This window comes from Dehalococcoidia bacterium, assembly GCA_022449765.1.
Lineage (GTDB): Bacteria > Chloroflexota > Dehalococcoidia > Lucifugimonadales > Australimonadaceae > UBA2963.
In genome coordinates this window covers 1-24,888 of the sequence record JAKUPZ010000013.1, presented here as the reverse complement: position 1 = coordinate 24,888, position 24,888 = coordinate 1, and the positions used below count along the sequence as shown (strand labels likewise).

Genomic DNA, 24,888 nt, shown 5'->3' with positions numbered 1-24,888 from the left:
TACTAGCCGATACTCCAGCCCGCATCAACTAGTAAATGATGCCCATTGATTGCCTTTGCATCATCACTTGCTAGAAATACTGCAGCTTCAGCAATTTCTTCTGGCTCAAGCCTTCGACCTATAGGTGATCTTTTTAGAAAATCGGCATCACTTCTATTCGGATCAGGTGTAGAAGTCATTGGAGTATTTGTAGGGCCTGGCCCTATAGCGTTTACAGTTATTCCATTTGACGCCCATTCAAGTGCCATTGATTTAGTCATTGCTATGACGCCGCCTTTAGATGCAATATAGATTGAGCGATTGGGAGCAGCTGTGACTGCGAGTTGTGAAGCTATGTTGATAATGCGTCCATGGTTTTGGCGAATCATGTACTTGGCGGCAGCCTGTGATGCAAAGAAGACACCTTTAAGATTTACAGCTTGAACCGCGTCCCATAAATCCTCCGTAGCTTCTAGTACGCTGGATGAAGCCCGTATACCGGCGTTGTTTATTAAAATATCAATCTTTTTATGGGTGCTAACAATTTCTTCAAAGGCACGATGAATATCTTGAACATTGGTAACATCCAATTCATGCCCAAATGCTTGGAAGCCAGAGCCATTCAAGTCAGATACCAGTTGTTCGACATCAGAACGCTTGGATGGAATATTAGCAATAATAACCGTGGCTCCGGCATTGGCAAGGCTAGTGCTGATTGCTTTTCCAATGCCTTGGCTACCCCCGGTTACGATAGCTATTCGATTTTTAAGCTGATCGCCCATAGCTTCCTGAACCAGTTCGTACAAAAATACACATATTTACCGCATCAGCGAACACATAGAGTGTAGCGGTGCTAGTGATGCGAGTCACTCGAGGAGCCGGTTAATTGATGTGATTCAACATCCTTTAAATGTAGGTAATACTCGTATGAAATTCGCCCCATGTTCCAAGTACCAAGTAATGCAGCAACAATCCCTAATACAATGAGAAAAGTGTAAATCGAACGAGCGTTATTCGGAGAAGCGTTTAAAAGGGACATTGATTTCAACTCCATGAAAATTCTTACATCCATATATTACGCTACTACATGGAAATTTGGGCGGCAATAATATTCAGATAATAAAGTGTTGGTAATTGATTTTTCTTGCACGCATAGGACCTCCCCGCCTTGAACTCTACTCTGTACAGTGGGGCTGGGAGCAGGCATGTCTTTGGATTCGATTATCGACAGTTCTATGGCGCAGCGCCTAATAGGTGCTGGAATATTAATTGCATTCCTTCTAATATCGATTGTTTTCCTATTAGTAACTAAATTTTTGAGCAGGCGGTTAGGTTCAAGCAAGGCCCATAAACTGGCGGCGGAGATTATTAAATCCATCTCATATTCAGGAGCGCTATTCTTCGTAGTCTTAGGCTTATTATTGGCGTTAACTGCACTTCCAGATATTGATACTAAAGAATGGCAGAATGAATATAGGAAAATTGCAACGATTGCATTTCTGATCATTGGTGCCAGGGTATTGACCAATGTTCTCTCTGTAAGCATTAGTTGGTATGTTTTGAACGTTGCGCCTAGGACGACTTCGAAATTTGATGACACGATTTTACCGATAATTCGAAGATTTTTGTCAGTCGCTATTTATCTTATAGGTGGATTGATTATCCTTGATACCTTAGGCATCAGTATCAGTCCTTTGCTTGGTGGTTTAGGAATTACCGGACTAGCTGTGGCGTTAGCATTACAGCCGACTTTGAGTAATTTCTTTTCGGGGGCATACGTTCTTTCGGAAGGGATGATTTCTGTCGGTGATTATATTGAGCTTCAAGGGGGACCGGCTGGGTACGTTGTCAACATTGGCTGGAGAAGTACTCGTATAAGAACATGGCTTAATAATTATGTACTTATTCCTAACTCAAAAATGTCAGATACTATTCTGACGAACTATAGCGGTCCCGACCCAAAGATTAATACTATTGTCACTTGCGGCGTAAGTTATGATTCAGATTTAGAAGAAGTAAATCGTATTGCATTAGAAGTTGCTCACGATGTCATCAACTCAAGTAATTTTGCAGTGAAGACAGAGGCTCCATGGTTTGGTTACGATAAATTTGGTGATTCTAATGTAGAGTTTTGGATTTATCTGCAAGCTCGCGACAGAATTGGATCATTTATGCTGACTAGCGATTTGATTAAAAGCCTCCATGCGCGTTTTGCACAGGAAGCAATTGAGATCAACTACCCTGTAAGGAAAATTATTTCAGGGGACCTAGACCTCGCTAACCTAGAAGGCCCTAAGCCTGCAATTTAGCAACTCGCCTAATTTATGGACTTTTCGGTTTCACGTATAATAAATATTCAAATCAGTAGAAATTTTGACTTGATGAACTGCAATTTAATGATAGTAAAGAGGGAGTTGGACTGAGGTGATACCTCTTACAGGTGATCAAATACGTGAAGCGTACCTAGATTTCTTCCAGGAACGCGGCCATTTAAAAATGCCAAGCTCCTCTCTCATTCCTGCGGGGGATCCGACTTTGTTGTTAACTTCTGCAGGCATGGTTCCTTTTAAGCCCTATTACTCAGGTGAACAAGATCCTCCAAGCCCTCGACTAACCTCTGCGCAGAAATGCTTTCGAACTACAGATATCGACATAGTTGGTGATTTTACTCATCACACTATGTTTGAAATGCTTGGTAATTTCAGTATTGGTGATTACTTTAAATCAGAGGCAATAGAGTGGGCATGGGAATTTGTCACTGAGGTCCTTAAATTGGATCCCGAAAAAATTTGGGTCACCATTCACTACAGTGATCAAGAAGCGGGCAATATTTGGAACGAAAAAATTGGAATTCCTCAAGACCGCATTGTCACTTTAGGAGACGAAGATAATTTCTGGGGACCGGCAGGAGACGAAGGTGCGTGCGGACCATCGAGTGAACTTCATTATGATATAGGTGAAAATAAAGGGCCTGGCCTAAAGCCAGGAGACGATACTGAACGATTCATAGAGATCTGGAATCTAGTATTTCCTCAATTTTACCAAAATAGTAGCGGAGAGAGAGTAAAGCTGCCTGCTCCCGGTATCGATACCGGAATGGGATTAGAAAGAGTTGCTGCAATTATGCAAGGTGTGGCGTCCGCTTATGAAACAGATTTACTTCTTCCCATACGCCAGAAGGTTGAAGAACTTTCCGCAAAGTCTTATGGATTGGACGATGAAATAGACTTCGCTATTAGAGTCGTCACTGAGCACACTCGTAGCGTTGCTTTTTTGATTTCCGATGGAGTAGTACCCTCAAATGAGGGTAGGGGTTATGTATTACGTCGATTAATTAGGAGAGGGATTAGGTACGCTCGAAAGCTTAATCTTCATTCTCCATTTATGTCGTCAATTGCAGTAGAGGTAATCGAGCGTTTTGGGAATATATACCCTGAGTTATTGCAAAATAAAGCGTTTCTTCTCAATACTCTCGAGGCTGAAGAACTACGCTTTGACCAAACTTTAGCTACAGGGATGACACTGCTTGAGGGAAAAATAAGCTTGGGAGAATCTATAACTGGTAGGGATGCATTTTTGTTTTATGACACTTATGGATTCCCTCTTGACCTTACAATAGAAATAGCAAAAGAACATGGAATTTTTGTTGATGTTGACGCATTTCATGCTGAGATGGAATCTCAGAGGCAGCGTGGCCGAGCGTCTTCTCAGTTTTCGGGTATTGAAGATAGGTCAAAAATATACGAAAGCTTAGATATTGCTTCTACTCAGTTTCTTGGTTATAACGCAACTGAGATAAATGCTACTGTTGTTGCAATTCTTATTGGTGATAATTCTGCAGAAGTAGCCTCTGAGGGAGATGAAATTGAACTTTTTTTGGACCAGACGCCATTTTACCCCGAAGGTGGTGGCCAAGTTGGTGACATAGGTTTTATCCAAGGTGAAGGTTTCAACGTCGAGATAAAAGATACCCAACGTGTTTATGCCGATCGCATTACCCATGTTGGTATTGTTTCCCAAGGGAAAGTAGCACTAGGTGATATTACAAAGGCTACTGTGATTCCTGAACGTAGATTAAGTATTGCGCGTAACCACACTGCTACACATCTATTACATTCGGCATTGCGAAATATTTTAGGTAATCACGTTAGGCAAGCGGGGTCTCTTGTAGCTGAAGATAGGTTGCGTTTTGATTTTACCCATATCGCTGCGGTATCTCCTGAAGAATTAATTTTGATTGAGGATGCGGTGAACAGCAATATTCGTAATGATTTAGAAGTAATAAAGAGTGAATCAAGTTTCAATGAGGCAACACAAAAAGGAGCATTGGCTTTTTTTGATGAGCGTTATGGAGACACCGTAAGGACAATCCAAATTGGATCTGGCAACCCAGTAAGTTTTGAGCTGTGCGGAGGGACCCACATCAACTATGTGGGCCAAATTGGGGTCATGAAAATTATTGGAGAAAGTAGCATAGGTTCAGGTATTCGTCGTATTGAAGCACTTACCGGGGAGGCTAGTCACGAATGGATGAATTCGCAATTGAAAGTGCTTGATGAAGTTTTGATCAAGCTCCGTACCACATCAGCAAATTTGCTGCCTCGCTTAGATTCTCTGCTTGATCAAGTCGAAGATGCTAAGAGATTTTCTAGTTCGAAGCGCAAAGAGAATTTGAAAAAAGAAGCAGAAGATTTATTGCAGCTCGCGCATGAAATTGAAAATGTCTCATTACTTGTTACGGAAATAGACTCTTCTACGCCTGATTTGATGCGAGAAACTGGAGATTGGCTTCGTGACAAGTTAGGCTCTGCCGTGATTATTCTGGGTACTGTTTTCCAAAAAAAGCCATTTCTCATTTCGATGGTTTCGGGTGATTTAATTGCATTCGGCGTCGATGCCTCCTTAATCGTTAAAGGAGCTGCACCAATTATGGGCGGCGGTGGCGGAGGCCAAGCGAAGCTTGCTCAGGCTGGCGGTAAAGATATAGCCAGATTGAAAGATGCCATGGCAGAAGCAGAAAATATTGCAAAGCGACAAATTGCCAATTGCAAGTAATAGGCATTGATTTTGGGGATAAGCGTATTGGTATTGCGATTGGTGATACAGGAATAGGCCTAGCAATTCCGCAAGATGTATATATTAACCACTCTACATCAGACGCAGCAGGCTACATTATTGGGAAAGCCGAAGAAACTAACGCGCAAGTAATTGTCGTAGGTGTTCCTTATTCAATGTCAGGAAAAGTAGGTCCTCAAGCGGAATTAGTCATTTCATTTATTGAAATATTACGATCTCAAACGCGCTTGCCTGTAGAGATGGTAGACGAAAGATTAAGCACCTCTATCGTGCATAAAATTGTTGAACAGCGATTAAACAAAAAACGAACACGAAAGAAAAAATTTGCTATTAAGACTGATGAAGTAGATTCATCTTCAGCAGCAGTGATACTCCAATCATGGATGGACTCTCGTACGATCAATTAAAATCCCCCATGAAACCACTAATGAATATAAATTGCGTTGTATAGACTATGGGCATGAGTATTAGGAATAATCCTCGAGTATATGCCGCTGCAGGCGCATCAATAATTGCTGCAGCTGTAGCTACTCGATATGTTGCAAAATGGAGAAAGCGAAGGTATATGCGTCGTGGTGAAGGGATAAGAGATTTGGGCGGCGGCCAGGTATTCATTGGATTAGATTTGACCGACCCTTATGCTTCTAGCTCAAGACCCTGTGATTATGCAATTCTTGATACTGACCTAAATTGCAATTTTGGTCTTTGGGATTATAACGTAGACGGAGCTAGTATTATTCCTCAACCTGCGTTAGGCCGTTCTTTTATCTTAGCCATTGATGGTCCACAAGGCTTGGCGGGCGAACCAGATGCGAATGTTCGAATTTCTGAAAAACTTGTGAATGCACCCGGTCGCACTCCATATTTTCTTAAGCTAGAAGGTAAGCCTTATCAGGGGTTAATTCAGGGTTCAGTTAATTTATTTCATAAATTGGTGACTAGTGGTAGCCGATTTCGCCTTCTTGGATTAGATGGAGTTCCGGTCTCTGATACAACGCTTATTGAAGTCTATCCTGGCGGTGCATGGAAAATTTTATCAAAAGGTAACTTGCCAGCTAAGCGTACTGTATCTGGTAGGTATAGGAGAGCAGAATTACTGACGCAGCTTGGAGTCAAATTCGCCTCAAGTGACTTGCCTACTAATGACCAGCTAGATGCCACATTAGCTGCATGGGTAGCATATAAATTTTGGATAGGAGAAAGTTCTATTGAAGGCACAGCGCCTGAAATGGATGAATTAAACTCCATTATCAGAGAAGGGTACATAGTCATGCCAACCCTATCTTCTGGTGAAATTCATAATGATATAGAAGAAGTAGCTCCCGTTTAAATCGCAGCGAAATTTTTCGTTGGATTTGCTGATCGATATTTTTCAGATGCAGTGACCCAATCTACATCTTTTGGTATTACTACTGCAGCCGATCTAATGTTGTAAACAGTAGGATCATTAACTGATGTTGGCTCTATACCTTGCTCGTTTAGTAGCTTAGAGGCTTTTAAGAGGGCCCTTCTGGCGCGAATAATTGCTGTATCGCTTACTCCCAAGTGTTCGTTAGCGCGATTAACTACCCGTCCCATTGTTTCCTGCATTCCTGAATCTTGCACCCATGTACCAGGTAGCCCAGTATAAAAAGTAGTTTTTTGTAAATCCCAATTGATGTCGAAGTCGTTATCAATGTGGTGCTTTGGCCACCAAGCTCCTTCCGGCCGGTTTGGTATTTCCGGCAAAAAAGCATCCACAGTAGGATGCAGAGTTTGCAAGCCATCATGACGACCGTGGTGCAAGTAATCCAATTCTGATTCTGTTAAAGGCCTAACTGGATTATAAGTAAAGCAGAGGGCGATGACATTTTCGTCATCCATCGGAACCCATGCATGCCCGCTGAATAAAGGGTCATTCCCGTAAGGAGGAATGATTGTATGAAAGGGGAATAAGAATTGGGTTATACGCCAGTAATATGAATCTACCTCAGCATTCCTTCTTGCTCCAATCAAAACGCCATAGTCCGTATCTAAGGCTTCAAATCGTGGGTGCCGATCCCTCATTTTATAGATCATGCCTTGTTCTTGTTTTGTTGTTAATCTGAAAGGATCAGTAAAACTTGAATGAAGGAATCCACTATGACTTGAATCAATTTCTCCTTCTAGTGTTTGGAAATAGTTGTTTTGTGCAATTCTTTTGGTCATGAAGCATTGATTTTCTGGTACTAGGTTCCATTCAAGATCAGGAAGAGAAGGAGGGTTATCTTGCTCTGGTCCCATATATATCCAGATTAAGCCGTTGCGCTCAATTGTGCGGTATGCAACGTGGCGGACTTTTCCTTTGAAGTTACTTTCAGGAGGTTCACTAGGCATATCAATGCATTGGCCTAATTCGTCAAATTTCCATCCATGATAGACGCAACGTAGCCCTTCCTCTTCATTTCGACCAAAGAACAAGGAAGCTCCTCGGTGGGGGCACGATGGAGACATAGTAGCAACTTTGCCACTAGTCAAGCGGAGTACTAATAAATCTTCACCTAATAGTCTGGTTCGGTGAGGTACGCCATCTTTCGCAATTTCACTGGAAAAAACTGCGGGTATCCAATATCTCCGCATTAAATCACCCATTACCGTACCAGCGCTTACCCTTGTGAGAATTTGATTATCAGTAGTGGACAACATTTGTTTACCCTCCGTGCAAGAAACGATTCAAATATTCTCGCATAAATTAACTTTGGCGTCTCGACCATTTTCATCATAGAATATACCTTGTTATTGGAGGTAGCTACATTGCTTCGATTTCTTACTGGCGGTGAGTCACATGGCCCTGGGCTTGTCGCTTTACTAGAGGGCTTGCCTGCAGGAATAAAAATTTCTGAGGCAGACATTCGTCTGGATCTGGCCCGTCGACAGGCAGGCTATGGCCGCGGGGGACGTATGAAAATAGAAACTGACTACGCGGTAGTACAGTCAGGGGTAAGGCATGGTGCCACGACTGGAGCACCTATTTCGCTCTTAATTGAGAATAAGGACCATCTATCTGGTAACGGGCCAGATGGTAAACCTTGGACTATTACTATGTCGAAAGAGGCAGTGGAGGAAGAAGTCACCCCGATTCATAGGTTGAGACCAGGTCATGCCGACACTCCGGGGATTAGTAAATATTTACAAAATGACGCAAGGAATATTCTTGAACGTTCTTCGGCTCGCGAGTCAACTTCTAGAGTTGCAATAGGCGCAATTTGTCGTGCTTTTTTATTAGAATTTGGTGTTGAAGTTCATAGCCATGTAACTAATATAGGAGGAATACAGGCTAGAAAGCCTAATGTAATTAATTGGGCGAATGTAGAGAAATCTCCTGTAAGATGCTCAGACCCTGAAGCAGAAAAACAAATGATAGATGAGATTGATAATGCTCAAGAGGCAGGGGATAGCTTGGGCGGAGTTATTGAGGTTGTAGCTACAGGCCTTCCGGTTGGTTTAGGTTCTCACATTCAGTGGGATACAAAATTAAGTACCAAGATTATGGCAGCAATTGGAAGCGTGAATGCTGTCAAAGGTGTCGAAATTGGTGAGGGTTTTGAGCTGGCGGATTTAAGAGGTTCGAAGGTTCATGACGTTATAAAACCGCTTAAGGAATGGGAATCAGATTCGCAAGGAAACTGGGTTAAACCTTGGCCTCGTCGTACTAATAATGCTGGGGGTCTTGAAGGCGGAATGACGACAGGAGAACCATTAGTGGTAAGGGCTGTGGTTAAGCCAATAGCTACAATGATTAATCCTCTGCCTTCTGTTGATCTAATAACTGGTGATTTGGTTCAAGCGCACTACGAACGGAGTGATATCACGTTTGTACCAACATGTGGTGTCATCGCAGAAAGTATGCTGATGTTCGTTTTAGCAGAGGCATTTTTGGAAAAATTTGGCGGCGATCATTTATCTGAGACTATGCGAAATTACCATGGGTATATTGCAACTGTGGGGCCTAAATAAATTCTTAGCTTCATAAGGATCACATGACTGTATCAACCGATAAAAAACGGATATTCCTTATTGGATTTTCAGGGACAGGGAAAAGCTCTGCAGGTCGTGTAATTGCAAATATCTTAGGTTGGGAATTTAAGGACGTGGACGAATTAATCTCTCTACGATTAGGGAAATCAATAGAGAAGATATTTTCTGAAGATGGAGAATCAGTTTTTCGAGATCAAGAAGTCCTTGTTATAAATGAATTATCCAATGAAACTAATTCTATTGTTATTTCTACTGGAGCCGGAGCAGTTACCTCTGAAAGTACGCTTGAATTGCTGAAAAGTACAGGATTTGTAATAAATCTTGAGGCCAGCCCCGAACTTATTTATCAACGCTTATCTAATATCCATGAAGTAAATGGAGCTGAAGCAATGGTTAGGCCCTTGCTCAGTTCCTCTGATCCGATTAATCGGATCAGAGGATTAAAATCAGAGAGGCAATTTCTATATATGTCAGCTCATTGGACTATTCATACAGATCAGATGAGTACGGGGCAGGTTGCAAACGAAGCAGTAAGAGCATGGCGGAAAAATGGTAACTACTTTAATCTGACTGGCTCCCCTAATGTCGTTTCTGTCGTAAATGCCGAATCAGGTTCGTACCCCGTAGTGGTTGGCTGGAATATATTGGAAGAACAATTAGGCAGCCATGTCCATGGTTTAGGAATAAAAGGCCGAGCTCATATTATCTGCGATAGTAATGTAGTTCATCCATATGGAAGATCTGCTCAAAGATCCTTACATAATGCCGGTATAGAGATGACTTTGTTTACATTCCCGGCTGGTGAAGCAAGCAAAAATTTAAAGACTGTTGAGACGATCTATGAATGGCTTGCAAGTAAGCGCGTTGAACGCGGGGACGTTGTGATTGCGGTTGGCGGAGGCGTGGTAGGTGATGTAGCAGGGTATGTTGCATCAACAATTCTGCGGGGAATAAAACTCATACATGTACCGACTTCTTTAACCGCGATGGTTGATTCAAGTATTGGTGGAAAAACTGGTGTAGATTTGCCAGTTGGAAAGAATTTGATAGGGGCTTTTCATCAGCCTATTATGGTATTAGCAGATGTGGCTGCTTTAAAAACATTGCCCCAAAGAGTTTTGAAAGAAGGTTGGGCTGAAGCTATAAAACATGGTTTTGCATTTGACGAGACATTAGTTGAAATATACGAAAATGAATTAGAGATGCTACTTGGTTTAGATCCCGAAGTTACTACAAGCGTTATTTCTAAGAATATTAAGATCAAATCCGATGTAGTAACTAACGATGAGCGTGAAGTATATGGACTGCGTCAACTGTTAAATTATGGTCATACAATAGGACACGGTGTGGAAGCGGCCGCAGGCTATGATCGTTATTTACACGGAGAGGCTGTCTCTATAGGTATGATAGGGGCTGCAAAACTTGGCGAAATCCTGTCAGTTACTCCTATAGAGGTAGTCAATAGGCTTATCGAATTGATTACAAGATTTGATCTCCCTGTTAACTACACGGATGTTTCAATTGATGACATTCAGGCTGCGATGTCTAGAGACAAAAAAATGTTATCAGGAGAAATTTCCTGGGTACTTCTTGATGCTGTTGGGCATGCGATGACATATAAGGGTGTAGATCAGGCTATTGTATTGCAGGTGCTAAAAGAATTGAGCAAGACCTAGGCGTCACGGCCTTTTAAAGTATGCTCTTCCAAAATCTTTAATAATTCACTTGTTTCAATTCGATCGCTGATATGCGAGCCTACGTAGTAACCAATAAGCTTATCTTTTGAAATTAAAAATATTGAAGGGGCAGCTACCCCATCACCAAGTAAATTATAAACTCCGTAGGCGTTTGATACTTTCTTTTCTGCATCAGATAAAATTGGGAAAGATGCAGAAGTTGCTTTTTGCATAGCCTTAGCCTGCGATAAGTCATCAACACTTATTGCAAGTAGTCGACCTCCCGCTTCCTTGATGGGTGCTTTGTATTTTTCCAGCTCTACGAGTTGGCTTTGGCAAACTCCTCAGAAAAAGCCTCGGTAAAATATAAGAATTACTACGGGATTGTTCTCAAGTTCCGTTGATAATTTGATCGAATGACCATTGGTATCAATGAGTTCAAAATTTGGAGTAGGAATATTGGTCGAGGTTCTAACTTCATCCCGACCGCTGGTCGTGCTATTGCTACTATTAAATATCAGCGCTGCAATTGGAAGCAAAAGTGAGCAAACTATTACTACCGCTACAAAAATAGTTAAGCGTCTCCAAAGCTTGCTTTTAGTAATCTCGGGGTTGTGGTCGCTTAGGCGATTTAACTCTTCAATTTCGGCGAGCTCACGCTCATTGTATTCAGGATCGCTTTCGTTGAGGCTCATTGAAATAGTAACCCTAGGTGTCTAACAGCCTCCTGCAACTGCAGGTACTATACTGACCTCATCACCAGATTTGACTGAAGTGGATAAACCATCCAAGAAACGCACGTCTTCATTATTGAGATAAAGATTGACGAAATATCTTAAATCTTCGTTTTCATCTAAAATTCGGTCTTTTATTCCAGGGTATTGCTTATCCAATTCATGTATCAATCCCTTCAAATTGTCGGCAGTTACATCCACCTTATCTGCTCCATCAGTAATTTTTCGAAGCGGACCTGGAATTCGAACAATAACGCTCATTTTACCTACTTTCTTTCCTCTAAGGTTCGACTAAATCGCCCAGAGCAGGGTCTACTCTCACTCCAAGTGAGCGTACCCATTCTAGGCTACGTTCAATTTCACTTACATCGCCTTCAATTTCTAAAATTACCCAGCCAACACCTTCCTGCACATCTGCACGTCTAATATTAGTAATAATATTGTAATCATGACCCATGCGATAAATTACGGGCTCTTTGATTAGCCTGTCTAAGAAAGTAAAACGTACGCGCTTTAATGGACTCATACTATGCCTTAAGACCTACAGATTCTTCAAAAGCCGAGACTGTTGGGTTTATGTGAATAGGATTAACTACATCTTCAACAATTTCAGTTGTTTTCAGTCCATTTCCAGTTATATAGACGACTGTAGATTCATTTTTTTTGATCTCTCCCCGTTCAACAAGGCGTTTTAATCCAGCGATGGCTACCCCACCAGCTCCCTCGGTAAAGATGCCTTCAGTTTCAGCCAGCAATTTTATACCATCGGCAACTTCAGCCTCTTCGGCGATAACTGCTGAGCCGGCTGACGCTTCAATTGTCTTGAGAGCATAATATCCGTCCGCAGGATTTCCAATTCCAAGAGATTTTGCTATTGTCGCAGGTTTGACAGGGCGTATTACAAGCCTGCCTTCCTCGTAAGCTGTGGCAATAGGTGCGCAACCGCGAGCTTGGGCACAATGCATTTTTGTTTCGACATTATCAATAATACCAACTTGCTCAAATTCTTTGAGCCCTTGGTAGATTTTGGTAAACATAGCTCCAGAGGCTGAAGGAGCAACAGCATGCATTGGAGCCTTCCAACCTAATTGCTCTGCAACTTCGAATCCAAGAGTCTTACTCCCATCAGCATAAAATGGACGTACATTGATGTTTACAAACGCCCATGGATACTGATCAGCTAATTCACTACAGAGTCGATTTACGTCATCGTAGCTACCATCGATTGCGATCATGGTAGGGTTGTATATTGCAGCTCCAAGAACCTTCCCTTTTTCAAGATCAGAAGGGATGAATACATAAGCTTTTATTCCCGCACGAGCGGCGTGGGCTGCAACGGAGCACGCAAGATTTCCAGTAGATGCACATGCGATAGTATCAAATCCAAGCTCTAGAGCTTTTGCTGTAGCTACAGCTACAACTCTGTCTTTAAATGAATAGGAGGGATTAACGCTATCATTCTTAATCCAGAGTTCATCCAAGCCTAATTTTTTCGCTAATCCGTTTGACCTGATTAATGGAGTAAACCCTGCGTTTATATCAATATTTGGATTGTAATCAGCAGGTAAGAAGTCAGCGTATCGCCACAGGCTTAAAGGTCCGGATTTGATTCGTTCTCGACTAGCTACTTGTGCAATAGCATCCATGTCATAGACCACTTCTAATGGTCCGAAACAGAAATCACAGACATTGAAAGCACCAACGGGATACTCACGTGAGCATTCTTTGCAACGTAATGCGGCGATATTCGCCATGGCAACCCCCTATTCCAATACCAACCTAGTGCGACGGTTCGCCTACTTCGCACTGGCGTCAAAAGGCATCATTTGGATGCGAAAATCGTAACAGCCCCCACTTCTATCGTCAATAAAGACAGCACCGGGTTATGAATGGAAGGTACATAAAAAATTGATAAAGTGATCACCAATTTAAGGAAAATACAGAGTTCAGAAAATATATAAGTTGAGCGATGTACTATCAATAATAAATATTTTTTTCATAAAATTTAAAAGTAAATTAATATAACTTGAGTGTCAGACACTCAAGTTATATAATGCTTAATTATGCCAGAAAATTTTTATGATACTTTAGGAATAGGTAAGGATGCCTCTGCAAAAGAGCTTAGGGCGGCTTATCGACGATTAGCCCGTCAATACCATCCTGATGTAAACCCGAAGAATACTTCCGAGGCAGAATCAAAATTTAAAGAAATAAATGAGGCATATCAAGTTTTGTCTGACCCGGCGTCTCGCCACAAATATGATCAATTTGGGGACAATTGGAGACAGGCAGAATACATTACAAGAGCACGATCGTCGAAATCTCCTTTTACTTGGTTTAATGATGCTAGGACGACTAGAAACCAATCTAATATTAATCCGTTTGATTCTATCGACAGCGTATTCAGCCAAGCCTTTAATGCTGGCTACACTCGTGGGCCAGCATCATCTCGTTCAGTAAAAGAAATAGACATTTCAGTCACTCTGGAAGAAGCATATAACGGCACCACAAAACTTGTAGAAACCCCTCCTTTTTCTAACATTTCTTCAAATCGCTACGAATTGAAAATCCCTCCCGGTATTAAGCCTGGAGAGAAAATCAAATTGGCAATTGGTTCACAAAAAAATCAGCAATTTTTAAACTGCAAAATTCAAATAAAGGCGCATAGGTTTTTCACGCGGGTTGGTAACAACCTCAAGATTCAAACGGAAATGACCCTTTTACAGGCTGTTCTGGGAGGGGAAATCTTTGTGCCGGTAATTAGCGGGAAGAAAATAGCTCTTAGAATCCCCCCTGAAACCCCAAATGGCCAAGTCTTTAAATTAAAAGGTAAAGGTATGCCAATAAAGTCTAAGCCTTCAGAATTTGGCGATCAAATGGTTAGTGTTCAAGTTGTTTTGCCTCAAAATATTACAGATGAGCAAAGGCAATTATTTGAGCAATTGGATCAGTTAAGCTAGGGCACTTTAATCTGCTGCCGAGGGAGATATTTTGAATAGAAGCACAAGGTATTTTGTAAATATTGAATCAATTAAGGAGGATGAACCCTGCTATGTCATTAGTGTGGCTGCAAGGATGATTGGAGTGCACGCACAGACACTTCGATATTACGAACGAATAGGATTAATTGATCCGGCAAGATCTAGAGGGAATATAAGGATGTTTTCGCCTTGGGATATCCGCAGGGCCAGGTGGATAAAATCATTAATCAACGATTTGGGAATTAATCTTGCTGGTGTCGAGGTGATTATTCGGATGCAGGAATATATAGCAAACTTGGAATATAGGGTTCGTGAACTTGAGTACATGGTATCTAGCCAGTAATCACAATTTGGGTGAACAAGATGGTTTTTAAGCAAGAAGATTTTACAGAACAAGCACAAATGGTTATTGCTTCCAGTTTCGAAATTGTTCGTCGTTGTAAGCATCAAGAATGGGATGTCGAGCATTTGGTTTTGGCATTATTGGAATACCCTGAAGGGGTTCCAGTACAAATGTTGAATTATCTAAAGATTAATACTCAAGAATTAGAGTTAGAAATTACTTCACTATTAGAGAGAACTCCTAGCTTGTCTAAAGAAGCAGCACAAATTTATCCGACACCAAGAGTAAAAGAGTTGCTAGACAATGCAAAAATGGAGGCTGAAAGATTTCGAGATCAATACATAGGGACGGAGCATCTATTTATTGCTGTTTTGTCGGATGAAAAAGGTGAATCCGCGAGACTACTTAAGAAAATCGGTGTAGATAAAGAACTTGCATATCAAGCATTACAACAAGTTAGGGGAGGGCACAGATTGAATGATCCTCGCGCAGATAGTAATTACCAAACCTTAGAAAGATACTCTATCGATCTAACCGCATTGGCTTTAGAAGGTAAATTAGATCCTGTTATTGGTCGAGAAAAGGAAATAAGGCGTGTGATGCAGACGCTTACCCGGCGAACAAAGAATAACCCTGTGGTTATAGGAGGAGCGGGTATTGGTAAAACCGCGATTGCTGAAGGTTTGGCACAGCAAATTGTTTCTAAGGACGTGCCGGAATCATTACGAGGTAAGAAAGTATTTGCTTTAGATATGCCTGGGATCGTTGCAGGTGCAAAATTCAGAGGAGAATTTGAAGAGCGCCTAAAGGCTGTAATTGATGAAATGAAGCACGCCCAAAGAGATGTAATCCTTTTTATTGACGAATTACACACAATGGTGGGAGCTGGAGGATCCGAAGGGGGAATTGATGCAGCTAATATTATGAAACCTGCGTTGGCACGTGGAGAGCTACAAGTTATAGGTGCAACTACTCCAGAAGAATTTCGTAAATATATTGAAAAAGATTCTGCACTTGCGAGACGTTTTCAGACTATATGGCTTGAAGAACCAGCATTGGATGAAGCAATTGAAATTCTTCGAGGATTAAAGCCAAGGTATGAAGCACACCACAAAGTTTCTTTGGATGATTCAGCAATCGTGGCTGCAGCAAAATTAAGTTCAAGATACATATCAGAAAGGCTTTTGCCAGATAAGGCTGTCGATTTAATTGATGAGGCTGCAGCAAAACTTCGATTAGATGTCGAAAGTTTGCCCCCTGATTTGAATACCCAATCTTTAGATTTGCGTAGCATGCTTGAGAAAGAAGAGTCTGCTGCTCAAAGGGGAGATTATGAAGCAGCTGCAAAAATAAAAATGGAACGTGTCAATTTAGAGTCTGAGTTTATTAGGAAGAAGAATGAATTTTTAGGCAGGGATCACACCGACATGGTTGTAAGGGAAAATGATATCGCTGCATTAATTGCAACTTGGACAGGGATTCCTGCTGATCGGTTAATGGAGGCAGAGACAAATCGTTTATTGCACTTAGAGGATAGACTGCACAGGCGACTAATTGGCCAAGAAAACGCTGTAATTGCAGTAGCAGATGCAATTCGTCGTGCTCGCGCTGGGCTTAAGGACAACAAAAGACCAGTTGGTTCATTCATGTTCTTAGGACCTACAGGTGTCGGTAAGACTGAGCTTGCTAGATCCTTAGCCGAGTACCTTTTCGATGATGAAGAAAATATGGTTCGTATTGACATGTCTGAATATGGCGAGCGGCATACAGTTTCACGCCTAATAGGTGCACCCCCGGGCTACATCGGATTTGAAGAAGCAGGTCAATTGACTGAAGCAGTTCGTAGGCGCCCATATCGAGTAGTTTTATTTGACGAAATTGAGAAAGCGCATCCGGACGTTTTTAATGTTTTGCTGCAATTATTGGATGATGGCAGATTAACTGACGGCCAAGGTCGGCTTGTAGACTTTAGTAATACAATTATTATTTTGACAAGCAATCTTGGGACCGCCGAATTCAACAAAGCTGGATTGGGGTTTCTCTCTGCGCAAAAAGCCTCTGAAGAAGAGAGACAGCGGCAGACGGTAATGGAGGCTTTAAAAAAATCTTTTAAGCCTGAATTTTTAAATAGGATAGGAGACTTTATTGTTTTCCACCCACTTGGTCGTGAACATTTACATCAGATTGTAGAACTAATGGTTGATAAGGTGAAAACTCGTTTAGAAGAACGCTTGCTAAGTATTGAACTTTCAGACTCTGCAAAGGATTGGCTTGTTGAAGAAGGATTCGATCCAGTATACGGTGCTAGACCTTTGCTTCGTGCAGTAGAAAGACATGTAGAAAATGAAATCGCTAAGAGAATTATTGCAGGCGAATATTCTGATGGTGATACTGTTCGGGTCGATGCAAATGATCATGTATTGGAATTTTCTAAATCTTCAAAATGATGGAGTTGGCATTAATCGATGGAAATGACCACCGATCCTACCGAAAGTAATATAGGCGCTGTTCGAGTAATAATTGTTGCTGCTGGTAGAAGTAGTCGAATGAGCAATAACGACAAAATTCTTGCCGATTTGAATGGCTTGCCATTGATCGTGCATTCAGTTGATGTTTTTGAAAAATGTGAATTGGTAGATTCAATCCTCATTGTGGCATCTGATTTGAATATAACCGAAATAAATGAAATCGCATTACAAATGAAATGGAATAAAGTTACACAGATAATCCCCGGAGGACAGCGGAGGCAGGATAGCGTTTTAAATGGCTTGGAAGTTCTTGAAGAATGCGATTGGGTTATTGTGCATGATGGGGCAAGGCCTTTTGTAACGATTGACATGATAAAAAGGGGAATTACTTTGGCACAGTCTGAGGGCTCTGCAGTTGCGGCGTTTCCCGCAGTGGATACTACAAAAATTATTGATGGAAATGGATTTGTATCATCCACTCTTCAAAGAGAGAACTTATATCACACCCAGACTCCTCAAATTTTTAAGCAAAATTTACTTTTGAATGCCCATTATCAGATTGCAGATGACGTAACTGACGATGCATCAATGGTTGAACGATTGGGTTTGCGCGTACGAATTTTCGAAGGAAGCAGATGGAATTTTAAAATTACTTCGGACGATGATTTAGTGGCTGCCAATGCAATAGCGAAGGGCAAATATTTATGACCACACGTTTCGGAATTGGATATGATGCACATCAATTGGTTCAAGGGGAAGATTTTTATTTAGCAGGGGTAAAAATCCCATTTGAAAAAGGGCCTAAGGGCCATAGTGACGGAGATGTCTTAGCCCATGCGATTATTGACGCTTTGCTTGGCGCGGCAGGCCTGGGAGACATAGGAATGCACTTCTCTGAATCTTCGTCCTCGGTTCCGAAGGGTATATCAAGTATGGAATTGCTCAACCGAAGCTTGAGAATGCTTCATGATTCTGGATGGAGGGTTGTGAATGTCGATGCTACAATTGCACTTCAATTGCCAAAACTTCAGCCATTTTTTAATGCAATGCGCATTGCCATAGCGGAATCTATTTTTATAGATGTCTCGCAGGTGAATATCAAAGCTACGACTGAAGACGGTCTTGGGTATACAGGATCAGGAGATGGAATTTTTTCGATTGCGATTGCTGCAATAACAGATGAAAAATGTTGAAACTTTCGGATACTTTGACTGGAGAAAAAAGAGAATTTAAGCCAAATGGCGATGTGGTACGTATCTATGTGTGCGGAGTAACTCCTTACTCTTCTGCGCACGTCGGCCATGCTATGAGCTATATAGTTTTTGATGTTTTACACCGTTACTTAGAATTTAAAGAATTTACTGTCCAACGAGTCCAGAATTTTACTGATATAGATGACAAATTAATTACGCGAGCTAACGAACGGGGAATATCTGTTGAGCAGCTGAGTCAATTGCATATACAGGAATATATGGAAGACATGTCGAACTTAAACATTATTCCTGCAGATATTTACCCTCTTGCTACGCAAGAAATTCCTAAGATTATTGAGCTCATACAAGGACTAGTCAGCTCGGGCATGGCATACGAATCTAATGGGGATGTTTACTTCAGAGTACGTAAAAGCCTCGATTACGGGAAACTTAGCCATCGATCACTTGAAACAATGAGAGCAGGAGCCCGGGTTGATTCAGAAACCGAAAAAGAACATCCGATGGACTTTGCCTTATGGAAATCTGCGAAACCTAATGAACCATTTTGGGATAGCCCTTGGGGGAACGGGAGACCGGGTTGGCATATTGAATGTTCTGCAATGGCGTTGAAATACCTTGGTAATTCAATTGATATACATGGCGGAGGTCAAGATCTTATTTTCCCTCACCATGAAAATGAGATAGCCCAAAGCGAATCGTTTACAAATTCCAGCCCATTTGCAAATTTTTGGCTTCATAACGGGTTATTAAATTTAGATTCTGAAAAAATGAGCAAGTCCTTAGGAAACCTAGTTACGATACGAGAGGCGTTGCAGAAATTTTCTTCAGATGCAATTCGTCTTTCTGTTTTGAATGCTCATTATCGAAGCCCTGGGTATTATTCTGACCAGTCTTTGAGTGCTTCTGAGAAAGCTATAGCCCGGATACGTTATTCAATTTCTCTTTCATCAAACGAAAACAGTTCAACTGATTTAGATGCTACTGAGTACCGACTTCGTTTTATCTCTGCAATGGATGATGATTTAAATACCCCACAGGCACTTGCAGCATTGTTTGATCTTGCGAGAGAGATTAATAGAGAGTCATCATCAGGCGAAAAGAAACTATCAAACGCTCAGAGCATCCTTAAAGAATTAGCTCTCATTCTAGGCTTTACCTTGGAAGAAAATTTAAGCGATGTAGATGATGAAATTACTGTAACTGTTCAAAACTTGATACAGGAAAGAACTGAATTACGATCACTTGGCAAGTACGCAGAGGCTGATAATGTACGCGATCAGATCATGTCTCTAGGTATAGAAATTACCGATACTGCTGAAGGGACGACATGGCGAAGAAATTAGCGCCTCCCTTAGCATTAGTTGCGGGTGCATCCGGTAATATCGGAAACCATGTTGTTCGTCAACTACAAGATCAGGGTATTAGAGTGAGAGCACTTGTAAGGAACCCTGCTCAGTTGACTTCTTGTCCTGAGGAAATTTTTGTAGGGAATATTCAAAACGCTAATGGGATAGAAGGTTCCTGCGCTGGAATAAATTATGTTATTTCATGTGCTGGAGCTCCTCTTAATTTTGCAAATAGATTGTCTTCAAAAGGGGAAACATTTCGAACAGTGGATGAGATGGGCAATCTAAATTTGCTCAACGAAGCGACAAAATCTAACGTGAAAAAATTTGGTTACATTTCCGTTTTTGGCGGTAGATTTTTAGGAAAACTGGAATATATCAGAGCGCACGAATCATTTGCTGCTGCACTGAACGATTCGAAAATTAATTCATTCACAGTTCGATCTACTACGACTTTTGCCAGCCTCCGTTCTCTTATTGAGAAAGGCGAAAACTCAAATAAAATATCTATAGTAGGTACGGGGCTAGCTAGGACGAACCCCATTGATGAGTTTGATGTTGCAAGGTGTTTAGTGGACACTCTACTTGGGGATCAAAAAGACATTGATATCGGTGGGCCTGACATATTTTCATATGGTGAAATAGCAGAAATTGCTAGTGAAAAATTAGGGGATGTCCCGATAAAATTCTCATTAACTTGGAGAGAGCAATTAAAAGTTGGAATGCGCCGGCTTAGGAGTTCTCATGGATTTGATGTCGATTCATATCGATTGGCTTTGAGTGCTACAGACATGATTGCCCCGCAGTGGGGTATCAACAGCTTAGCTGACTATTACGAAAATTTTACTTAGGCGTAGGTTAATTGTAATAAGGCAAGTATTACGAATACTACTGCAAGTCCTATTGTGAACTGAAATAAGGTTTTCTCTAACCCTCGGCGAGTACGAAATGACTCAATGGATCCTCCTCCAAAAAGGCCCCCGCCAGCTCCACGTACTTGAAGCAAAATGCTTGCAATTAGTAAGGCTACGACAACAATTACTGCAAAGCTAATATAAGTACTCATTGTTCTCCATCTAATTTTTTATTGATTCTAAGTGTTCGACTATTATTTTAGACACAACACCAGGGTTTGCTTTTCCTTTAGTAGCTTTCATTACTTGACCTACAAGGAATTTTGCTGCGGTTTCCTTACCTGCATTGTAGTCTGCCACTGCTTGTGGATTTTCAGATATAACAATATCAACTACCGAGTCTAATTCTGACGAATCTGAAATCTGAACTAGCCCTAATTTTTCTACTATAGCAGTCGGTTTTTCACCGGATGAATAAATCTCAGCTAAAACAATTTTTGCTTGTGGCGTCCCTATAGTGCCATTATCGATTAAAGAAATTAATTCAGCGAGGTGATTTGGAATGACTAGAGATTCATAAATTTCTGTATTGAATTCATTAGAAAGCTTAGAGAGTTCAGTAATTGTCCAGTTTGCAATGGATTTTGCAGAACCTTTTCCTAATCCGAAATTGGCTTTTGCTGCAGCAACAGATTCTTCGAAATAATCTGCAAGCATGGGTGTGCTAATTAGCAGGTTAGAGTCGTATTCAGATAGTTCGTACTGCCTCGTAAAACGGGCTTTTCTTTCAGCAGGTAGTTCTGGCAAGATTTTAGCAATTTCGCTTACCCAAGTTTTCGATATATTTAAGGGCGGAAGATCTGGTTCGGGGAAATACCGATAATCGTTGGCTTCTTCTTTACTACGCAATGAAATAGTGACTCCTTTGTCTTCTAGCCACCCACGAGTTTCTTGCTTGATTCTTTCTCCAGCGTTTAAAAGCTCTGCCTGTCGTACTAATTCATATTCGATTGCTCGAAATACAGATCTAAAGCTATTCATGTTTTTTATTTCAACTTTTGTACCAAATTTTTCTTCGCCCTTCGGTCTTATACTTACATTTGCATCACAACGGAATGAACCCTCATCCATATTTGCTGTCGATACATTTAAATACCTTAATATGGATTGGTAATTAATTAAGTATTGTCGCGCTTCTTCGGCTGATCTAATGTCGGGCCTACTAACCATTTCGACTAAAGGGACACCTGAACGATTGACATCTACAAGTGAATAGCCTTTTCCAGTAGAAGAGTCCAGATGGTGGCTAAGTTTTGCTACGTCCTCTTCCATGTGTACTCTTTCGATTCCAACACGCCGCTCAATACCATCAACATTGATATCCATGTATCCATCTAAACAAACAGGAAGGTCATATTGAGAGACTTGATAACCTTTCATTAAATCTGGGTACGTATAATTTTTTCGGTCAAATTTACTGTGTTCTGAGATATCGCAATTTAATGCCAGCCCAATCATAATAATGGACTTAATTGCCTCACGATTTATAACAGGGAGAGCACCTGGGAGACCGAGGCACACAGGACATACCCTGCTGTTTGGTTCAGCATTTTGATAATCAGAGCCACATGAACAATACATCTTGCTCGCGGTTTTCAATTGTGCATGGACCTCAAGGCCAATGACGGGTTCATAGGTAATCATTAGCTAATTATATACATTAGAATTAGAAAGGTGACTGTAGGTTTAAAACAAATGAGAAATCCATATGCAATATAACCAGAATCTTCGATTTCCCACACATGTGTTAACAGACTTCGATAATGATCGATTGTTTATTTCTGACACAGGGCATAACCGAATAATTGTAGCTAGCCTTGATGGTGAGATCCAGACACTCATTGGGAACGGAATTGAAGGAATGTCTGATGGTTCTTTTGAGACAGCACAATTCAGTCAACCACAAGGACTTGTCCAGCTTGGAGAAATTCTTTTTGCGGCTGATACAACTAATCATTTGATCCGTATGATCGATCTTGAATTTTCGAATGTGGACACAATAGCGGGAACTGGCTTTCCAGCGGGAGGAAGGGTTGATGGCGGCCCAGCATTAGAGATCGACTTGGAATCACCATGGGACATGACTTTGATAGGTAGAGATTTGTACATTTCAATGAATGGGAGGTCCCAAATTTGGACATATAGCCTAGACAGCGGTGTGATTCAGGCAGTTGTAGGACAAGGAGTACAAGGATTTAAGGATGGTGCGCCAGAAGAAGCATTGCTTCTAGACCCTAGTGCAATTGCCTCAGACGAAGATGGAGTGATTTATTTCTTAGATACCGTTGCTAGTGCAGTTCGTTGCGCTGATCTGACCACATCTCATGCAGTTTGGACAATATTGGGCAATGCTAAATTCGATTCGGGGGACATTGACGGTGCGATGCCGGAGGCAAGGTTAAGAATGCCTCAGGGAGTTACTGAAAATGGAGGAGTACTCTACATTTCGGATACTCACAATCACAAGATTAGGCGCATTGGTTTAACCACTGAAGGAGTGAGCACAATTGCAGGGGTGAAACAAAAAGGATTTAGGGATGGTAATTTTGCTGATGCAAGATTTAACGAGCCGAGAGGGATATCGATAGCAGGAGATAAAATATTTGTTGCTGATACAAAGAATAATGCCGTGCGCGTCTTAGATGTAACTAATCAGGTTGTTACCACCTTAAATGTCGATTTTTAATTTTAATGATTACGATGCCGAAACCATCGAGTGATGACTAACAGCACTAATATTAGTGCTAATTGTAATAGGAAAATATGGCTTGCTTGTACAAAAGTTGATAGAGCGAAATAAATAAGCATTAAGATCGAAAATAGCCCTAGAAAAATGAGGCTTGGTCTCATAGCTACTCCTTGTCTTTGGGCAATATAAATGCTTTTACTACTTTTTCAAATATTAAAACAAAGGTAAATATTGACTGAGTGGCGTGCCAAAAATTATAATTCAACGGATGGCCTTCGGGCCGTCTTTTTAATTCTGCGAGTGCCGTCCTAGCCCGAGTGGCGCAACGGCTAGCGCAGCCGATTTGTAATCGGCAGGTTGTGGGTTCGATTCCCTCCTCGGGCTCCAGGCTTTGTCTGGAACGAGATTGGGGTGATAAACTAGGCAATGGCCTTGCGGAGGGATGGGAGAGTGGCTAAATCCATCAGTCTGTAAAACTGACGCCTTCGGGCTACACAGGTTCGAATCCTGTTCCCTCCACCACACCATGGTGTTGGCAGGCTGGCGATTAGCCCACATAGCTCAGACGGTAGAGCACGTTCTTGGTAAGAACGAGGTCATCGGTTCAAGTCCGATTGTGGGCTCCATTCGATGATATAGAGGCAGTGTAGGAAAGATAAGTAGATTGTTGATAAAGACTCATGAAGTCGCAACGATAGAGGAGAAAGTTAGATGGCGAAGCAAAAGTTTGAACGGAATAAGCCCCACCTTAATGTAGGTACTATTGGTCACGTCGACCATGGGAAAACGACATTGACCGCTGCTATCACTAAGGTGCTTGCCACAGCGGGGACAGGTTCTTTTCGTGCGTTCGATTCGATCGACAGCGCACCTGAAGAAAAAGCACGTGGTGTAACAATTAATATTTCTCATGTTGAGTATGAATCGGAAACTCGACATTATGCTCACGTGGATTGCCCTGGTCACGCTGACTATATTAAAAATATGATTACAGGTGCTGCACAGATGGATGGTGCGATACTTGTAGTTTCTGCCCCAGATGGTCCAATGCCTCAGACTCGTGAGCACATATTGCTTGCTCGACAGGTTGAAGTGCCTAAGATCGTCGTAGCACTAAATAAGTGTGACATGATGGACGATGAAGAGTTGCTTGAGCTGGTTGAATTAGAAATACGTGAGCTTCTGAGCAAGTATAATTTCCCTGGAGATGACACTCCGATTGTTCGGTTGAGCGCACTTGGTGCTCTTGAGTCAACCAGTACAGATGCTTCCGCTCCTGAATACGCTGGTGTTCTCGAATTAGTAAAGCAAATTGACGAATATATTGAGGTTCCTGAACGCCCACGCGATGGTGATTTCTTGATGCCTGTTGAGGACGTTTTCTCAATCAAGGGTCGAGGTACTGTTGTTACTGGACGTGTAGAGCGAGGAACCATTCATCCAGGAGATGAAGTTGAGATAGTGGGTGTCAA

Annotated in this window: 25 protein-coding genes and 3 tRNA genes; 18 read left to right on the top strand and 10 right to left on the bottom strand. The window is 41.6% G+C overall.

Annotated features, from left to right (window positions below):
- Positions 1-2 precede the first annotated feature (2 nt).
- Positions 3-785 carry a 3-oxoacyl-ACP reductase FabG gene (locus tag MK127_06665; protein ID MCH2532473.1) on the bottom strand — a complete coding sequence of 261 codons (783 nt, stop codon included), beginning with the start codon at positions 783-785 and terminating at the stop codon, positions 3-5.
- Positions 786-832: 47 nt separating this feature from the next.
- The gene (locus MK127_06660; protein ID MCH2532472.1) at positions 833-1,018 is read right to left on the bottom strand and encodes a hypothetical protein; all 186 of its coding nucleotides are present in this window, start codon (positions 1,016-1,018) and stop codon (positions 833-835) included.
- 166 nt (positions 1,019-1,184) lie between these two features.
- Here MK127_06660 and MK127_06655 point away from each other — a divergent pair, with 166 nt between their 5' ends.
- The 4 genes from MK127_06655 (at position 1,185) to MK127_06640 (ending at position 6,385) form a co-directional block, all read left to right on the top strand.
- Entirely contained in the window at positions 1,185-2,288 is a 1,104-nt protein-coding gene (locus MK127_06655; GenBank protein ID MCH2532471.1) for a mechanosensitive ion channel family protein, read from the top strand.
- Positions 2,289-2,403: 115 nt separating this feature from the next.
- A complete protein-coding gene (gene alaS / locus MK127_06650; GenBank protein MCH2532470.1) occupies positions 2,404-5,034 on the top strand; it encodes an alanine--tRNA ligase in 2,631 nt (876 codons plus the stop codon).
- Complete coding sequence (gene ruvX, locus MK127_06645; GenBank protein ID MCH2532469.1) at positions 5,025-5,462, top strand: Holliday junction resolvase RuvX; 438 nt, start codon at positions 5,025-5,027, stop codon at positions 5,460-5,462. Before alaS ends, ruvX begins: the two co-directional genes overlap by 10 nt.
- A gap of 53 nt (positions 5,463-5,515) precedes the next feature.
- Positions 5,516-6,385 (top strand): DUF429 domain-containing protein, encoded by an 870-nt coding sequence (locus tag MK127_06640; GenBank protein MCH2532468.1) that lies wholly within the window; start codon positions 5,516-5,518, stop codon positions 6,383-6,385.
- On the opposite strand, the gene MK127_06635 is transcribed toward MK127_06640, so the two are convergent.
- Positions 6,382-7,719, bottom strand: coding sequence for a Rieske 2Fe-2S domain-containing protein (locus MK127_06635; protein MCH2532467.1), 1,338 nt, complete (start codon positions 7,717-7,719; stop codon positions 6,382-6,384). The two genes, MK127_06640 and MK127_06635, sit on opposite strands and share 4 nt — an antisense overlap.
- 108 nt (positions 7,720-7,827) lie before the next feature.
- Here MK127_06635 and aroC point away from each other — a divergent pair, with 108 nt between their 5' ends.
- Positions 7,828-9,030, top strand: a complete 1,203-nt coding sequence (aroC, locus tag MK127_06630; GenBank protein MCH2532466.1) for a chorismate synthase — start codon at positions 7,828-7,830, stop codon at positions 9,028-9,030.
- 23 nt (positions 9,031-9,053) lie between these two features.
- Positions 9,054-10,727 (top strand): 3-dehydroquinate synthase, encoded by a 1,674-nt coding sequence (gene aroB, locus MK127_06625; GenBank protein ID MCH2532465.1) that lies wholly within the window; start codon positions 9,054-9,056, stop codon positions 10,725-10,727.
- Here the strand turns inward: aroB and MK127_06620 are convergent.
- The 5 genes from MK127_06620 to thrC are packed head-to-tail and all read right to left on the bottom strand — an operon-like array spanning position 10,724 to position 13,215.
- On the bottom strand, positions 10,724-11,023 hold the full coding sequence (locus MK127_06620; GenBank protein ID MCH2532464.1) for a peroxiredoxin family protein: 300 nt from the start codon (positions 11,021-11,023) through the stop codon (positions 10,724-10,726). The genes aroB and MK127_06620 overlap by 4 nt on opposite strands.
- A gap of 48 nt (positions 11,024-11,071) precedes the next feature.
- Positions 11,072-11,422 carry a hypothetical protein gene (locus tag MK127_06615; GenBank protein ID MCH2532463.1) on the bottom strand — a complete coding sequence of 117 codons (351 nt, stop codon included), beginning with the start codon at positions 11,420-11,422 and terminating at the stop codon, positions 11,072-11,074.
- Between the two features lie 21 nt (positions 11,423-11,443).
- Positions 11,444-11,722, bottom strand: coding sequence for a MoaD family protein (locus MK127_06610; protein MCH2532462.1), 279 nt, complete (start codon positions 11,720-11,722; stop codon positions 11,444-11,446).
- Between the two features lie 19 nt (positions 11,723-11,741).
- A complete protein-coding gene (locus tag MK127_06605) occupies positions 11,742-11,987 on the bottom strand; it encodes an NIL domain-containing protein (protein ID MCH2532461.1) in 246 nt (81 codons plus the stop codon).
- A 1-nt stretch (position 11,988) separates the two neighbouring features.
- Complete coding sequence (gene thrC / locus MK127_06600; protein ID MCH2532460.1) at positions 11,989-13,215, bottom strand: threonine synthase; 1,227 nt, start codon at positions 13,213-13,215, stop codon at positions 11,989-11,991.
- Positions 13,216-13,524: 309 nt separating this feature from the next.
- Between thrC and MK127_06595 the strand changes: the two genes are divergently transcribed.
- The 7 genes from MK127_06595 to MK127_06565 are packed head-to-tail and all read left to right on the top strand — an operon-like array spanning position 13,525 to position 20,664.
- Positions 13,525-14,421 (top strand): J domain-containing protein, encoded by an 897-nt coding sequence (locus MK127_06595; protein MCH2532459.1) that lies wholly within the window; start codon positions 13,525-13,527, stop codon positions 14,419-14,421.
- A 31-nt stretch (positions 14,422-14,452) separates the two neighbouring features.
- Positions 14,453-14,785, top strand: a complete 333-nt coding sequence (locus tag MK127_06590) for a MerR family transcriptional regulator (protein ID MCH2532458.1) — start codon at positions 14,453-14,455, stop codon at positions 14,783-14,785.
- Between the two features lie 20 nt (positions 14,786-14,805).
- On the top strand, positions 14,806-17,232 hold the full coding sequence (locus MK127_06585) for an AAA family ATPase (GenBank protein MCH2532457.1): 2,427 nt from the start codon (positions 14,806-14,808) through the stop codon (positions 17,230-17,232).
- 24 nt (positions 17,233-17,256) lie between these two features.
- The gene (gene ispD, locus MK127_06580; GenBank protein MCH2532456.1) at positions 17,257-17,961 is read left to right on the top strand and encodes a 2-C-methyl-D-erythritol 4-phosphate cytidylyltransferase; all 705 of its coding nucleotides are present in this window, start codon (positions 17,257-17,259) and stop codon (positions 17,959-17,961) included.
- Positions 17,958-18,446 carry a 2-C-methyl-D-erythritol 2,4-cyclodiphosphate synthase gene (gene ispF / locus MK127_06575; GenBank protein ID MCH2532455.1) on the top strand — a complete coding sequence of 163 codons (489 nt, stop codon included), beginning with the start codon at positions 17,958-17,960 and terminating at the stop codon, positions 18,444-18,446. The genes ispD and ispF overlap by 4 nt, the downstream gene beginning before the upstream one ends.
- A complete protein-coding gene (gene cysS, locus MK127_06570; GenBank protein MCH2532454.1) occupies positions 18,443-19,810 on the top strand; it encodes a cysteine--tRNA ligase in 1,368 nt (455 codons plus the stop codon). Before ispF ends, cysS begins: the two co-directional genes overlap by 4 nt.
- On the top strand, positions 19,795-20,664 hold the full coding sequence (locus tag MK127_06565; protein MCH2532453.1) for an NAD(P)H-binding protein: 870 nt from the start codon (positions 19,795-19,797) through the stop codon (positions 20,662-20,664). The genes cysS and MK127_06565 overlap by 16 nt, the downstream gene beginning before the upstream one ends.
- Here the strand turns inward: MK127_06565 and secG are convergent.
- The gene (gene secG, locus MK127_06560) at positions 20,661-20,879 is read right to left on the bottom strand and encodes a preprotein translocase subunit SecG (GenBank protein ID MCH2532452.1); all 219 of its coding nucleotides are present in this window, start codon (positions 20,877-20,879) and stop codon (positions 20,661-20,663) included. The genes MK127_06565 and secG overlap by 4 nt on opposite strands.
- Before the next feature lie 10 nt (positions 20,880-20,889).
- Positions 20,890-22,371: an Asp-tRNA(Asn)/Glu-tRNA(Gln) amidotransferase subunit GatB gene (gene gatB, locus MK127_06555; protein MCH2532451.1), complete on the bottom strand. Its 1,482-nt coding sequence runs from the start codon at positions 22,369-22,371 to the stop codon at positions 20,890-20,892.
- A 64-nt stretch (positions 22,372-22,435) separates the two neighbouring features.
- Here gatB and MK127_06550 point away from each other — a divergent pair, with 64 nt between their 5' ends.
- The 5 genes from MK127_06550 to MK127_06530 form a co-directional block, all read left to right on the top strand.
- Positions 22,436-23,413, top strand: coding sequence for an alkyl hydroperoxide reductase (locus tag MK127_06550; protein MCH2532450.1), 978 nt, complete (start codon positions 22,436-22,438; stop codon positions 23,411-23,413).
- A gap of 314 nt (positions 23,414-23,727) precedes the next feature.
- Positions 23,728-23,803, top strand: a tRNA-Thr gene (locus MK127_06545).
- A 49-nt stretch (positions 23,804-23,852) separates the two neighbouring features.
- A tRNA-Tyr gene (locus tag MK127_06540) sits at positions 23,853-23,938 on the top strand.
- A 28-nt stretch (positions 23,939-23,966) separates the two neighbouring features.
- A tRNA-Thr gene (locus MK127_06535) sits at positions 23,967-24,042 on the top strand.
- A gap of 85 nt (positions 24,043-24,127) precedes the next feature.
- On the top strand, positions 24,128-24,888 hold a 761-nt coding region (locus MK127_06530), incomplete at its 3' end, for a GTP-binding protein (GenBank protein MCH2532449.1).

Coding starts and splice junctions, on each gene's coding strand:
- MK127_06660 (MCH2532472.1), bottom strand. CDS start 1,018: ATGTCCCTTTTAAACGCTTCTCCGAATAACGCTCGTTCGATTTACACT.
- MK127_06655 (MCH2532471.1), top strand. CDS start 1,185: ATGTCTTTGGATTCGATTATCGACAGTTCTATGGCGCAGCGCCTAATA.
- MK127_06640 (MCH2532468.1), top strand. CDS start 5,516: ATGAGTATTAGGAATAATCCTCGAGTATATGCCGCTGCAGGCGCATCA.
- MK127_06635 (MCH2532467.1), bottom strand. CDS start 7,719: ATGTTGTCCACTACTGATAATCAAATTCTCACAAGGGTAAGCGCTGGT.
- aroB (MCH2532465.1), top strand. CDS start 9,054: ATGACTGTATCAACCGATAAAAAACGGATATTCCTTATTGGATTTTCA.
- MK127_06615 (MCH2532463.1), bottom strand. CDS start 11,422: ATGAGCCTCAACGAAAGCGATCCTGAATACAATGAGCGTGAGCTCGCC.
- MK127_06610 (MCH2532462.1), bottom strand. CDS start 11,722: ATGAGCGTTATTGTTCGAATTCCAGGTCCGCTTCGAAAAATTACTGAT.
- MK127_06605 (MCH2532461.1), bottom strand. CDS start 11,987: ATGAGTCCATTAAAGCGCGTACGTTTTACTTTCTTAGACAGGCTAATC.
- thrC (MCH2532460.1), bottom strand. CDS start 13,215: ATGGCGAATATCGCCGCATTACGTTGCAAAGAATGCTCACGTGAGTAT.
- MK127_06595 (MCH2532459.1), top strand. CDS start 13,525: ATGCCAGAAAATTTTTATGATACTTTAGGAATAGGTAAGGATGCCTCT.
- MK127_06585 (MCH2532457.1), top strand. CDS start 14,806: ATGGTTTTTAAGCAAGAAGATTTTACAGAACAAGCACAAATGGTTATT.
- ispD (MCH2532456.1), top strand. CDS start 17,257: ATGACCACCGATCCTACCGAAAGTAATATAGGCGCTGTTCGAGTAATA.
- ispF (MCH2532455.1), top strand. CDS start 17,958: ATGACCACACGTTTCGGAATTGGATATGATGCACATCAATTGGTTCAA.
- MK127_06565 (MCH2532453.1), top strand. CDS start 19,795: ATGGCGAAGAAATTAGCGCCTCCCTTAGCATTAGTTGCGGGTGCATCC.
- secG (MCH2532452.1), bottom strand. CDS start 20,879: ATGAGTACTTATATTAGCTTTGCAGTAATTGTTGTCGTAGCCTTACTA.
- gatB (MCH2532451.1), bottom strand. CDS start 22,371: ATGATTACCTATGAACCCGTCATTGGCCTTGAGGTCCATGCACAATTG.
- MK127_06550 (MCH2532450.1), top strand. CDS start 22,436: ATGCAATATAACCAGAATCTTCGATTTCCCACACATGTGTTAACAGAC.